This is a genomic window from Paenibacillus sp. YYML68 (assembly GCF_027923405.1).
Lineage (GTDB): Bacteria > Bacillota > Bacilli > Paenibacillales > NBRC-103111 > Paenibacillus_G.
The window spans coordinates 4,985,897-4,998,823 of sequence record NZ_BQYI01000001.1 but is presented as its reverse complement, the minus strand read 5'-3'; the positions used below and the strand labels follow the sequence as shown (position 1 = coordinate 4,998,823).

The following is a 12,927-nucleotide window of genomic DNA, read 5'->3' as shown; positions in this document are numbered from 1 at the left end:
GCGCCTTGAAAATAAAAACCTCTAAGCTAGAGCGTCTGTTCGATGCATGTATCTATGTCGTATTGTCGATGCTGGTCGTCATTACGTTGTACCCTCTTGTGTATGTAGCGTTCGCTTCGATCAGCGACGCGTCGTATATCGTAGCCCACCAAGGGATTTTGTGGAGACCTGTGGGCATTAACTTCGAGGCGTACAAAAGTGTATTCGCGAATAAAGCGATCTTGACCGGTTACCGAAATACGTTGTTTATCATTGTGTTCGGTATTATTTTGAACTTGTTCATGACAGCGCTTGGAGCTTATGTGTTGTCACGTAAAAATGTGATGCTGAATAAGCCCTTCATGATCTTCATCGTCATCACGATGTTCTTTAACGGCGGTCTGGTTCCCTTCTATCTCGTTGTAAAGGGTGTAGGTCTGCTGGATACGCTGTGGGCGCCGATCATTCCGTTTGCTATCAATACGTTCAATCTAATTATTATGCGTACTTCGTTCCAATCGATACCGGACAGTCTTGAGGAAGCGGCGAAGATGGACGGTGCAAGCCATTGGGTCATCCTGTTCCGCATCATTCTTCCGTTATCGTTACCCATTATGGCCGTTATGACACTGTATTACGCGGTAGACAAATGGAACGGCTGGTTCTATTCCTCTATTTTCATTAAGGACAGAGATCTGTATCCATTGCAGCTGGTCATTCGGGAAATATTGATCTCCAATTCGACAGAAAGCATGTCCTCCAATGGCTCCAACTCGGACCTGTTCCAGATTGGTGAAACGATCAAATATGCGACCATCATGGTTTCCACCCTGCCGATCTTGATGGTATATCCATACTTGCAAAGATTTTTCGTAAAGGGTGTCATGGTTGGTTCTTTGAAAGGATAGTAAATCGGTGCGGATGAAGGAGAGAGGCATACATGAGTCATAAGGATTGGATGGACCAGGCCTGGAATCAGGTCGTGGAGAAGGTGGGCAGGACGAGTAAGCGAATAGGTGTGTCGTATCCGCACCTCTCCAGCAACGGAGTCTATGATAACAACAACAGCTTCTGGACCAAGGGCTTCTGGCCGGGGATGCTGTGGCTCATCTATAGAGAGACGAAGGATGAGCAGCTGAAGGATATTGCCATCGCTATCGAAAATGACCTGGATCACGTATTGAATGGCTTCTATGACCTGCATCATGATGTAGGCTTCGTGTGGAGCTTAACGTCTGTAGCGCAATACAAGCTGCTTCATCATGAGGAATCCAAGCGAAGAGCGCTTATTGCGGCAAGCCATATGGCAGGTCGCTTCAATATCAAAGGCAACTTCATCCGTGCTTGGAATAGTAAGCAGGGTGGTGGCAGAGACAACAGAGGATGGGTCATTATCGATTGCATGATGAATCTTCCTATTCTATATTGGGCATCTGAAACGACAGGTGACCCGAGGTTCAAGCACATCGCGATCGCCCACGCAGATACCGTACTGAAGGAGCATCTTCGTGATGACGGCTCTGTGCATCATATCGTCTGCTTTGACCCGGACACGGGGGAACGAGTTGGCGCGATGGGCGGACAGGGGTATTCGCCAGACTCAGCTTGGTCCAGAGGTGCATCCTGGGCGATTCATGGCTTCGCCTTGTCCTATCGGTATACAGGCGAGCTCAGATATTTGCAGGCGGCGAAGAAGGCTGCGCACTACTTCATCGCCAGTCTGCCAGAGGATTGTGTCCCTTACTGGGATTTGCGTGCGCCGATAGAGGCTGATATGCCGAGAGACTCGACAGCGGCGGCTTGCGCGGCGAGCGGGCTGATCGAGATCAGCAGGCTTGTGGATGAATCGGAGAAGCGGACGTACCTCGAGTGGGCGGAGCGGATCGTGAAGTCGCTCTATGAGCATTATGGAGCATGGGATTCGGAGGAGGAAGCATTGCTCGTGAAGGGCACCTCCCATTACCCTGCAGGCATCGGGATCAACACGCCGATTATTTATGGCGATTATTTCTTCACAGAAGCCTTGTCTAAATTAAGGGGGAATACAGAGCTGTTCTGGTAAGGATCGCTCTGCTCGCGAGAACGCCCCGCGTATACGATTATAACCCGTATCTGTCCAAGGATGCGGGTTTTGCTATGCGGAAGGCTGATTATGTAGCGCGCTGAATCATTCGATTACGGCAACGAAAGCGGATATTTACGGAATGGGGCGCCTGTCAGTATAGTTAAGCCATAGCTGGGGGCAAGAGCTTAGCTAAATAGACGATAGATGAAGGACGGTGTATGAGGTTGAGATTAGTAAGGGTAGCATGTGCTCTACTACTAGCTTTCACGCTGCTGTGTTCAGGAGTGGGGTCTTGGTCAGTTGCGGTAGCCTCCGAGCAAGGAGCCTCCAACAATCATCCCGCAGAAGTCAAGCACCATTTGGGTACACTGAGCCCGTTTTGGAGATATCACCCGGCGCTTGGCGAGAACCTTGGCGCCCCTCTTCGGGAATTCAAGACGTTTGCAAGTGATGATGATGTGACCTTCAGATATATCAACCGGCCATACGAGATGGAAGCGATATTTGGCGATCATCTGAACATTGTACGATTCTTGGGAGGATGGAACCCGGCTGGGAAAAATTATTACGGCACAAACCTAGGTGTTGAAGGGGTGTCGCAGTATGACCTGGCCTACAGGGATGAAGCCGGAAACATACGGTACAGATTCGGTGAAGGGGTACCGGACGACCAAAACTATGTGAAAATTAGGATCGATCCGTATATTCAAAGCGGCTATACCCAGCCACGTATCGTGATTGACAACGTACCGTATGCCTTCCCGGAAGCTCCAGGTGTCGCTCAGTACGGGCAGAATGCGCCTCCTAAGGATTTGCAGGAGTGGGAAGACTTCATCGAAGCGATGTGTCGGGAGCTCGTGCGATTATATGGCTATGAGCTGGTGAATACTTGGTCATTCCGAGTCGCAACAGAAGGGAATGATCATAAGAGATTTACCGGGACACTTGAACAGTACCTTGCCTTCTATGAAGCTACAGCAAAGGGAGTTATGAAAGTGCTTCCAGGCGCTGGCTTTGGTGCATATAACGGCTTTGGGGACTTTGGTGGACATATGTCCAGTGTAGCCGCCTACGCGAAGGAGAAGGGTCTTAAGTTCGACTGGATCGCAGCTTCTACATATGCGGGCGGGGCCAGCAAAGACCCGGATCTCGAAGCGATGAAGTTGAAAAATTCCGTGCAGATGGTAAAGGATGCCGCAGCAAACGGGAGTAATCTGCCCTTAGAAATACATGAATACGGTTGGTTCTGGAGTAATGAATTTGGACTTGCGACTAGAGAGCAAGGAGCAAGAGGGGCAGCGGGCAACTTTCACTTTTTGATGAACCTGTTAGAGATGGGGCTGAAGCAGGTCTATCATTGGAACACTACCGAGGATGTATATATTGACAATAATAAGTACACCTTCCTGTCGTCGCTATATTGGCTGTTCAGTATATTCGACTATGCCAATGGGGCGCAGACCTATGAGCTGCATACGCGCATTCCTGAGCATACCGATACGGCAACCCAGAAGTATAAGGCAGTAGGCTTCTTCGGTGCAAATAGCGGAATGAATCTGCTGATGGTGTCCTCCTTCAATATGAACAGAACGAATAAGGTTACAGGAGATGTCACCGTATATATTCCGAAGCATATTGCTCCGGGCTTGTCCGATCAATCGAAGATTACGTATACACTCTTATCCGATGAGACGGATGTGTATCAGCGGTTGAAAACCGATATGCACAACGCGGGAACGCTTCAGCCCAAGGCGCAAAAGCCAGGTGTGATCTCCGACCCTGTTCGTATGGGGGGAGAAACCGCGGAAGCCAATCAGGTGATTACGAGCAATTATGATGCGTATGTAGCCATGATGAAGGATTCCTTGACTCTGAAAAACTACACAGGGGCGCTCGTTGACAAGGGAAGCTACTACGAAATGACAGTAAACACGACCTCTGATTCTGTCATGGTGCTTTCCCTGGAGACAGTAGATCAGGAACCGCCTGTGATTCATGCTTCTATAGCGCCCAACGAAACTGTGCTTAGCTCTGAGGTGTTAACGATCCAGGCGTCGGACGCGATGAGTGGTGTGGCCAATGTCACAGCTACAGTGAATGAGGTGCCATTCGAGCATGATGAACCATTGCCACTGTGGACGCTGCCTCTTGGCGAGCATTCCTTGCATCTTACTGCAGTCGACCATGCAGGCAATGAGTCTACGGCAACGATACCGTTTCATCTAACAACCGATATCCCGACCTTAATGAAGCATGTTCAACGTGAAGCGGATCAGGGACATATCGAAGCGAGCCTTATGAACAGTCTAATGAGTAAGCTCACATCTGCTCAAGCAGCTCTGGATAGGGGGCAGCAGAAGACATCTGGCAATATCCTCGGTTCGTTCATTCATCAAGTGGCTGCCCAGAACGGCAAAGGCATTGAACCTGCTGCGTCACAGCTCCTAACAAGAGATGCCGCATTCATTCAACAGCGCATGAAATAAGCTGGGTGTATAGCGTGCCCAACGGATAAGGAGCAATCGTATATGAAATTCGCCCGTTTTCGCGTTGGCAACGAAAGCCAGTGGAAATTCGGAATACTTGAAGAAGAAGGAAAGCTGCGGGTCGTAGAGGGAAGCATACTGGGACAGTGGCTGCCCACGGATGACGTCTATCCACTGGAGCATGTGAAGCTGGGTGCTCCCCTCATACCTAATCAGATCATCGGGATCGGCTTGAACTATGTAGCACAAGGTGAGGCTAAGCCGGAGGCTGGGCAGCAGATGCCCACCTTCTTCTTCAAGCCGCCTTCGACCGTAGTAGGACCGAACGAGCAGTTGATCATTCCTGATGATCTTACGGAAATTAAGTTTGAAGCCGAGATCGCAGTCGTTATCGGTAAATCGGCTTACCGGGTTACAGCCGAGCAAGCGCTGGATTACGTGTTCGGCTATACGATCGCGAATGACGTCACTGCGACCTCGTATTTTCATCCCAATGGGAACTGGACCTTGTCCAAAGTATTCCCGACCTTCACGCCGCTTGGTCCTTACATCGAGACGGAGCTGGACCTGACGCGTACTGTCATCCGTTCCGAGCTGAACGGCGAATTGAAGCAATGCAGCGGTACAGAGCGGATGATTGAATCGATTCCGGACATCATTGCTTACTTGACGAAGCTGATGCCGCTGCATCCGGGGGATGTCATTCTCTCTGGAGCGCCTGCAGGAGCGGACCTGTTCAGACGTGGGGATACGATCAAGTGCAGCGTAGAGGGCATCGGTGAGCTTGTGAATCAAGCAGCTCTTGGTACAGACGATCGGCTTAGTTGAGAGGAGACTTCGGATATGACCATACACAGCAAGCGTCCGGGAGTGATTGACACTCATGTGCATTTGGGCGTTTCGCGCTTCTCCGGCGTAGGTACAACACCCGAAGCGATCATTCAAGCGATGGACGGCTACGGAATTCATACCAGTCTGGTCATGCCGCAGCCGACACTGGAATCGATACCCGACGTTCATAAGGCGATTCACGAGATGAGCCTGCAATACCCCGGCCGCATATATGGGATGGCCAGCATCGATCCTTGGCTGAGTGAGGAGGCGTATCGGGCGGAGGCCGCTGTCTGCATGGAGCAGTATGGCTTCGTTGCACTGAAGCTGCATCCGCTCGGACACAACATCTCTCCACTCTCCGCAGGCTGCGAGAAAATCTATGAGACGGCATCCGCATACCGGGTCCCTGTTCTGGTGCATACCGGCATCGGCAATCCGTTCTCCTTGCCTTCGCTTCTGATCGACGCGGCCAAGAGGTACCCGGACGTTACCTTCGTGCTGGCCCATGCCGGCTTTGCCGTGTATACGGATGAAGCAGTCGTGGCAGCGAAGTATTGCGACAACATCATACTCGAGCCTTCCTGGTGTCCGACCTACACCGTTGTGAAGATGATCAGCGCCATAGGTGCTGAACGCATCATTATGGGCTCCGATCATCTCAGCAACCTGCCGGTCGAATTAGTGAAGTATCAATCGATCGGGCTGTCGGATGCCGACCTCGAGCGTATTCTTGTGACGAATCCGCAACGAATATTTAACATCTAGGGGGTCAACCTTAATGAGCAACTACCATATTGCCGTACTACCGGGCGATGGCATTGGACCAGAGGTAACGGCAGAGGCGCTGAAGGTATTGGACGCAGCACAGAGTCAATACGGCTTTACGCTCAACTATGAATCGTTGGACTGCGGTGCCGAGAGATTCCTGCGTACCGGAGTCACGATGCCTGACGATCAGTATGAGGTGTGCAAGCAAGCTGACGCTATACTGATGGGGGCAATAGGTCTGCCGGAGGCGAGACATCCGGACGGTCGCGAGGTGAATGGAGATGTCATCTTCCGTCTCCGGTTCGGCCTTGACCTGTACGCAGGTGTTCGACCGGTTACGCTGTATGAAGGGGTCACCAGCCCTCTGCGCGATGTCTCCAAGGGCATCGATTATGTCATCGTTCGTGAAAATGTAGAAGGGCTCTACGCCTCCCGCACAGGAGGCTGCAACGTTCGCGGCGAGGTCGCAACCGATACGATTATTATGACGAGGACGGGCGTGACCAAGATTACGAGGTTCGCCTTCGAGCTCGCCCAGAAGCGTTCGGGACGACCGACCGATGGCAAGTCGATCGTCACCTGTGTCGACAAGGCGAATGTTCTCAGCTCGTATGCCTATTTCCGGAGTGTGTATGATGAGGTGGCGGAGCAGTATCCTGCAATATCCAAAGACTATGCTTATGTGGACGCGATGACGCTGTATCAGGTGCTAAGCCCTCACCACTACGATGTGGTCGTTGCGGAGAATATGTTCGCTGACATCATCTCCGACCTCTCCTCGGCCACGATCGGAGGTCTCGGTATGGCACCCTCGGGGGATATCGGTGATGAGCACGCGTTGTTCCAGCCTTCTCATGGCTCGGCTCCCACGATTGCGGGAAGGAATGTAGCCAATCCGATCGCTACGATATTGTCGGGCTCGATGATGCTGGACTGGCTGGCTGATCGTCATCACGATCCGGTGTTGAAGGAAGCGGCCCGAGGTATTGATGCTGCGGTCAGAACGGTATTACGTCAGAAGGACATTCGCACGGCTGACATTGGCGGTACCTCCTCTACGACCCAGGTAGGCGATGCGGTAGCTGCCGCCTTGCAAAGCGGGGTGTAGCGATATGCCACTTACAGGCATCATCGTTGGAGCGGGGCACTTCGCCCATATTCAGCTTGAGGCATGGCAGGAGGTACAGGGCGCGCGAATTACAGCTGTGCTGAGTCTTACGATGGAGAATGCCCAGCAGCTCGCAGATCTATACGGCATACGGGCGTTCGATGATTGGGATACGGCGATCCGAGAGATGCAGCCCGATTTCGTGGACATATGTACACCACCGGATTCTCATTACCATTACACCCGATTAACAGCTGACCTGGGGCTTCCCGTCCTGTGTCAGAAGCCGCTTGCCCCTACCTTGCAGGAGGGTGAGGCACTTGTCGCGTACTGTGAGCAACGCGGCGTACCCTTGATGATTAACGAGAATTGGCGTTGGCAGGCTTGGTACCGGGAGATGAAGGCGATGATGGATGCCGGAATGCTGGGCCATGTCTATTCCGCCTACATGGCGATGCGGCCGGGAGACGGCTGGGGAGACAATCCATACCCTGTACAGCCGTACTTCAAGGAGATGAAGCAATTTCTCATCTTCGAAACAGGTGTTCATTACATCGATACGTACCGTTACCTGCTCGGAGAGATTGACAGTCTGTATTGTCAAGTGCGGACTCTGAATCCTGTTATTCAGGGGGAGGATCTGGCAGTCATCCATATGAATTTTAGAGGTGGAGCGGTCGGACTCTATGATGCTAATCGAGTCACATATATGGAGCAGGTGCGTTGCCCGACCTATGGATACATGACGATGGAGGGAACCGAGGGTAAGCTGCGCCTGGAAGGAGACGGATCGATCTACTACACACCTCGTGGCGGGATCGAGAGAAAGCATGAGTACGTCATTCCGACTAAAGGCTGGAAGGGCGGCTGTACGATTGCCACACAGCAGCACTTTGTCGATGCTCTGCAGGAGGGAAGCCCCTTCGAAACGAGCGGCACTGATTATTTGGCCTCCGTCAGAGCGGTGTATGCCTGTTATGAGTCGGCGTCTACGAATCAGGTTGTTCATCTGAATGCCGCTGCAAATAACTAGCTAACGCCACGGAACACCCATGGTCCGAGATTGAAGCATACAAGCTGCCCCTTCTACGGGGCAGCTTGTATTGTAGGAGGCTTACGTACCACCTGCTTCTCTTATACGAGACCGGATAAGTCAGCGATGAATACGCGGCGGGTTCCCCCTACGTAGCCATTGAATACGAGATGCTTATCGTCTGGTGTCCAGGCAGGGTGAGGGTCAACGCGCAGCGCATAGGTAGCCTGCGTTCCGGGGTTGGCCACATTGACTCGCACAATCGTCTCTTCGCTCCCTGATTGCAGGTCGATGAATCGTAGAGGAACCGTGCCGTCACCGAAGGCTACCTTCTCCTGCTCGTAGGTATCAGTCACGATATGCTTACCATTCGGATGAACGGTTGGGTGGCCGGAGCCTGGAATCCCATCGATGATCTTGCTCAGCTGTGTTCCATCGGCATTGACTTGAACCAGATACAGCTGCTTGTCGCCATCAAGGCACAGATTCATGGAGAGTCTATGTCCGTCTGGGAACCAGTTAATGTGGTGTCCGCCCTTACTCCATTGCTCCGGACCTACAGCGACACGAATATCGCTCCCATCGGTATTCATGGTGACGACCCAGAACTTCAAGCCCTCTGTAATCATGTTCCAAGGTTGTTCGCGGTCCGTGTGAAACCATCTCATGGTGAAGAGAATGCGATCGCCCTGCGGGTTGAACTTGCAATGGAAGCCGTAGCATTCGCCATGCTCGTACAACGATCGATCAATGGCAGGTGTAGCGCGGTCGAATACATCCTTGATCGATACGAGCAGTCTGCGTTCGCCGGTCGCCGTATCGATTGCATACAAGCCGTCGTCTTCACGAAAGCCGTAGTTACGCGGGATGTGTTCCTCCGGTACAACGACTCCATAGCCATACTGAGTACGACGCATCCTTTTTGGACAGGAGGCTATAATCGTTCTACCATCTGGAGATATTCTGTATATACTGCCGTTCATGATCCGCTTCTCTCCGGTATGCGGGTTGAGCTGTACGCATTGGGCCTCCCATGTCGTTGTATCGACATCGTTATAATAGATCGAATGATCGTCGGGTCCCCAGTTCAGATTAGCGCCTAATTGTGTCTCCCAACCGCACGTATGGGCGATAATTCGTTCCTCCGCGGTATGCAGATCGACAAGAACAATGCTGGCAGCTTCTCCGGGCTCCGGGAGTCGATGCTCCTGCGGGAGCTGCAGCAGCGCGACGTAGCGGCCGGATGGACTGACGGGTGATGTATCGAAGAAGCGATGGAAGCATCCGGGTGTATGGGGTGTTATGCACCATACTGGAACACGGGGCTCATAGTCTGTGTATCGTGGGAATTGCTTGCTGATTTCCATAGTAAGTCACTCCTCTATATCGTATATCTCTATATAAATAGTAACGCAGTTCGCGCATAAAGTATTTGTCTGGAGCATGGGAACGTTTATCTGCTTGAAGGGTACAGCTTGGTGAAATGAGGTGTATACCTTGCATGAGTTCGATGTGGAAATGATCTGGGCGTCCAGATATGACTATGGCAGGGGCAACAGTCTATTGCTGCATGCTCATGATTATTATCAACTCATCTATATTATCGATGGAGAGGTTGTCTTCACATGTGGGGACGAGCGACGTGTGTTACGTACAGGGGACTGTGCCTTCATTACACCTTCTGTGGCTCATGGCTTTACTTCACGAAGTGACGCAGCGATTAAGACGCTGGATATGAAGTTTCGCACCCGCAGCTGTCGGGTAGACGCATGGCTGAAGTCCATTCAAGTGTGGCATGCTCAGGTGTCTAAGGAAATTGTGCTGCTGCTGGAGCAGATCAAGCAGGAGGGGCTGCGTAGAGAGGCGTTTTTTCGCGAGATGGCCTGTGTGTATTTATTGAACATCTTGTATGTGCTGCACAGACATTCATACGGTATGAAGGTGTCATACCCCATTCAGACTTCTGAAGCTGACGTAGCACCCTTACCAGGCGAGGCTGTGACAGTGGCGGAGCAGACCAGGGCTTATATCACCAATCATTATGCAGAGGAGCTTCGTGTGGCCGATATCGCCAAGCATATTGGGTTCAGCAACAATTACGTGGGACACATGTTCAAGCAAAGGTACGGATGCACCATCTCGAGATATATTCAGGAAGTGCGGATTGGGAAGGCCAAGCAATTCATGGCGTATACCGAGATCACGCTTAAAGAAATGGCCCTACAAATCGGGTTCAAAAATATTCATCACTTCAACCGAGTGTTCAAGCAGCTGGAAGGAATCAGTCCCGGACAGTGGAAGCAAAGAGAGGTTCAAGGGATTCGGAAGGACATCATATTCTAAACGAACAGAGGAGTGGGGTACGATGAGGAAGATGTGGTCAGCACGCTGGATCATGGACAACGCCTTCGAGGGGCTGAAGGCTCCTGATACGCTCTATCATAAAGAAATGGATAAATCTGCTGTAATCGAGCATAGAGAGGAGCTGACAAACCGCCACATGCTCTTCCGCAGATCGTTCAAGCTAGATCACAGCGTGACGCGCGCTGTGCTGGATATTACCGCGGATGACTATTACAAGCTGTACATCAACGGAAGCTCGGTCGGTCAAGGTCCCGCTCAATCCACTTCCGATCACTACTATTATAATAGCTATGATGTAACCGACCTGCTTCAGCCAGGTGAGAACGTCATCGCGGTGCATGTCTATTATCATGGATTGATATGCAGATCCTATAACAGTGCCGATCATCGGCAAGGGATGATCGCAGAGCTGCACGCCGATCACCACTTGCTCCTGCAGACCGATGCGACATGGAGATGCTATCATACCAAGGAATATGGGCGCGGGGATGTGATCGGCTATAACACCCAGTATGCGGAGCCCCTCGATCTGCGGCTGAAGCAGACGGGCTGGAAGGGGATCAATTATGATGATTCGGGGTGGACACCAGCGACCGTACATTCCCACGATGACCATGTGCTATATCTACAGCCCACACCGCCTGTTGCCGTATATGAGAAGCTTCCTGCACGAATAGAAGAGGTAGCGGCCGGTCATTATCGAATCGACTTCGGGGAAGAGGTTACAGGCCAAGTGAAGCTTCAGGCGCAGGGCCGGTCGGGAGATCGGATAGAGCTCCGATACGGGGAAGAGCTTCTCGACGATGGAGCGGTTCGCTATGAGATGCGTTGCAATTGCCGGTATCAGGAGGTATGCACCTTATCGGGCGGCGTTGATGAGCTGGAGTTCTTCGACTATAAGGCCTTCCGCTATGTAGAGGTGTTGTTGTATGAGCCGAGCGTGAAGCTTGAGCTGGCTAGTCTAGTCGCGGTCGTACGACATTATCCTATGCAAGAGGAGGCTTGCGTCTTCGAGTCCTCCGACCCGCTCTTGAACAGCATCTGGTCGATCTGCCGTAACGGAGTCAAGTATGGATCTCAGGAGGGCTATGTCGACTGTCCCTCGCGTGAGAAGGGGCAATATCTGGGAGATAACACGATTATAGCTCCAACACAGGCATACTTGAGCGGTGATCTTCGGTTATATCGAAAGGCATTGCTAGACTATGTCATTCTCTCCTCCAAGGTTTGCCCAGGTCTAGTGGCTGTTGCACCGGGACATTACATGCAAGAGATTGCCGATTTCTCTATGCAATGGCCGATGCAGCTGTTGAAATATTATAAGCTGAGTGGAGATATCGACTTCCTTCGACAGATGTATCCGCATGTCAGAGCGATGCTGGACCACTTCGCTGCTTATGAACGGTCGGACGGTCTGCTCGCGAACGTTACGGATAAATGGAATTTGGTCGATTGGCCTGAGCAGCTGCGGGACGGCTACGACTTCGAATTGACCAAACCAGTCGGTGAAGGCTGTCACAACGTACTGAATGCCTTCTACTACGGAGCTCGTGTAACTGCAGCGGAGATCGGCAGTATCGTCGGGGAACGTGTAGACGGTCAGGAGCTGACCCGCTTGCGTCAAGCCTACACCGACGCATTCTATGACCGCACGAGAGGACTGTTCGTGGATGCCGAGGGCTCCCGACATTCGTCCTTGCACTCGAATGCGTTAGCGCTTCTGTTTGGACTTGTGCCTGCCGATAGAACGAAGCCGATCGTAGAGCTCATTCGCAGCAAGCGTCTCGTCTGCGGCGTATATATGGCCTACTTCGTCTTGAAGGCTCTAACCTCTGCGGGAGAGCACGAATTAGCTTATGAGCTCATTACTTCATCTGACGAGCATTCCTGGGCTACGATGATCAAGGAAGGTGCGACTACCTGCTTTGAGGCGTGGTCCAAGGAGCACAAGTGGAATACGAGCTTATGCCATCCGTGGGCAAGCGCTCCAATCTTGATTCTGATCGAGGATATGGTCGGATTGTCCCCGCTCTCTCCGGGCTGGACCGAGGTGGCGTTCCGTCCGAAGCTCCCTGCATCGTTGGATGCGCTGCGATTGGAATTCGAGACAGCGGCAGGGCGAATTACGTTGCAGTATGATCGACAACAGGTGGTACAGCTTCAGGTGCCCGAGGGTGTTCGTCTCGTCGTTGAATAGGCAGGAGGAGCCAGCAATGTGGTAGGTGAAAAAAACGAGCCGACTGCAAGCATAAAGCTTGCAGCCGTGCTCGTTTTTTTGTCATTGACTTTT

The 12,927-nt window shown here is 51.9% G+C and carries 10 protein-coding genes; 9 read left to right on the top strand and 1 reads right to left on the bottom strand.

Features of this window, described 5'->3' with window-relative positions:
- The first annotated feature begins 5 nt into the window (after positions 1-5).
- The 7 genes from PAE68_RS22300 to PAE68_RS22270 all read left to right on the top strand — a co-directional run bounded on the left by PAE68_RS22300 (position 6) and on the right by PAE68_RS22270 (position 8,273).
- The gene (locus tag PAE68_RS22300; protein WP_281890669.1) at positions 6-887 is read left to right on the top strand and encodes a carbohydrate ABC transporter permease; all 882 of its coding nucleotides are present in this window, start codon (positions 6-8) and stop codon (positions 885-887) included.
- A gap of 32 nt (positions 888-919) precedes the next feature.
- On the top strand, positions 920-2,041 hold the full coding sequence (locus PAE68_RS22295; RefSeq protein WP_281890667.1) for a glycoside hydrolase family 88 protein: 1,122 nt from the start codon (positions 920-922) through the stop codon (positions 2,039-2,041).
- Between the two features lie 362 nt (positions 2,042-2,403).
- Positions 2,404-4,530, top strand: a complete 2,127-nt coding sequence (locus PAE68_RS22290; RefSeq protein WP_281890665.1) for a GH39 family glycosyl hydrolase — start codon at positions 2,404-2,406, stop codon at positions 4,528-4,530.
- 42 nt (positions 4,531-4,572) lie between these two features.
- Positions 4,573-5,358 (top strand): fumarylacetoacetate hydrolase family protein, encoded by a 786-nt coding sequence (locus tag PAE68_RS22285; RefSeq protein WP_281890664.1) that lies wholly within the window; start codon positions 4,573-4,575, stop codon positions 5,356-5,358.
- A 15-nt stretch (positions 5,359-5,373) separates the two neighbouring features.
- Positions 5,374-6,129 carry an amidohydrolase family protein gene (locus PAE68_RS22280; RefSeq protein ID WP_281890663.1) on the top strand — a complete coding sequence of 252 codons (756 nt, stop codon included), beginning with the start codon at positions 5,374-5,376 and terminating at the stop codon, positions 6,127-6,129.
- Between the two features lie 13 nt (positions 6,130-6,142).
- Positions 6,143-7,240 carry an isocitrate/isopropylmalate dehydrogenase family protein gene (locus PAE68_RS22275; RefSeq protein ID WP_281890661.1) on the top strand — a complete coding sequence of 366 codons (1,098 nt, stop codon included), beginning with the start codon at positions 6,143-6,145 and terminating at the stop codon, positions 7,238-7,240.
- Between the two features lie 4 nt (positions 7,241-7,244).
- Complete coding sequence (locus tag PAE68_RS22270; protein ID WP_281890659.1) at positions 7,245-8,273, top strand: Gfo/Idh/MocA family protein; 1,029 nt, start codon at positions 7,245-7,247, stop codon at positions 8,271-8,273.
- 101 nt (positions 8,274-8,374) lie between these two features.
- Here the strand turns inward: PAE68_RS22270 and PAE68_RS22265 are convergent, their stop codons facing one another.
- A complete protein-coding gene (locus tag PAE68_RS22265) occupies positions 8,375-9,640 on the bottom strand; it encodes a TolB family protein (protein WP_281890657.1) in 1,266 nt (421 codons plus the stop codon).
- Positions 9,641-9,770: 130 nt separating this feature from the next.
- Here PAE68_RS22265 and PAE68_RS22260 point away from each other — a divergent pair, with 130 nt between their 5' ends.
- Together PAE68_RS22260 and PAE68_RS22255 are read left to right on the top strand one after the other, a co-directional pair.
- Positions 9,771-10,616 carry an AraC family transcriptional regulator gene (locus PAE68_RS22260; RefSeq protein ID WP_281890655.1) on the top strand — a complete coding sequence of 282 codons (846 nt, stop codon included), beginning with the start codon at positions 9,771-9,773 and terminating at the stop codon, positions 10,614-10,616.
- Positions 10,617-10,638: 22 nt separating this feature from the next.
- Positions 10,639-12,834: a family 78 glycoside hydrolase catalytic domain gene (locus PAE68_RS22255; protein WP_281890653.1), complete on the top strand. Its 2,196-nt coding sequence runs from the start codon at positions 10,639-10,641 to the stop codon at positions 12,832-12,834.
- Positions 12,835-12,927 lie beyond the last annotated feature (93 nt).

Bases quoted from the DNA above. Each gene is read 5' to 3' on its own strand.
- PAE68_RS22295 (WP_281890667.1), top strand. From the start codon at position 920: ATGAGTCATAAGGATTGGATGGACCAGGCCTGGAATCAGGTCGTGGAG.
- PAE68_RS22285 (WP_281890664.1), top strand. From the start codon at position 4,573: ATGAAATTCGCCCGTTTTCGCGTTGGCAACGAAAGCCAGTGGAAATTC.
- PAE68_RS22280 (WP_281890663.1), top strand. From the start codon at position 5,374: ATGACCATACACAGCAAGCGTCCGGGAGTGATTGACACTCATGTGCAT.
- PAE68_RS22275 (WP_281890661.1), top strand. From the start codon at position 6,143: ATGAGCAACTACCATATTGCCGTACTACCGGGCGATGGCATTGGACCA.
- PAE68_RS22270 (WP_281890659.1), top strand. From the start codon at position 7,245: ATGCCACTTACAGGCATCATCGTTGGAGCGGGGCACTTCGCCCATATT.
- PAE68_RS22265 (WP_281890657.1), bottom strand. From the start codon at position 9,640: ATGGAAATCAGCAAGCAATTCCCACGATACACAGACTATGAGCCCCGT.
- PAE68_RS22255 (WP_281890653.1), top strand. From the start codon at position 10,639: ATGAGGAAGATGTGGTCAGCACGCTGGATCATGGACAACGCCTTCGAG.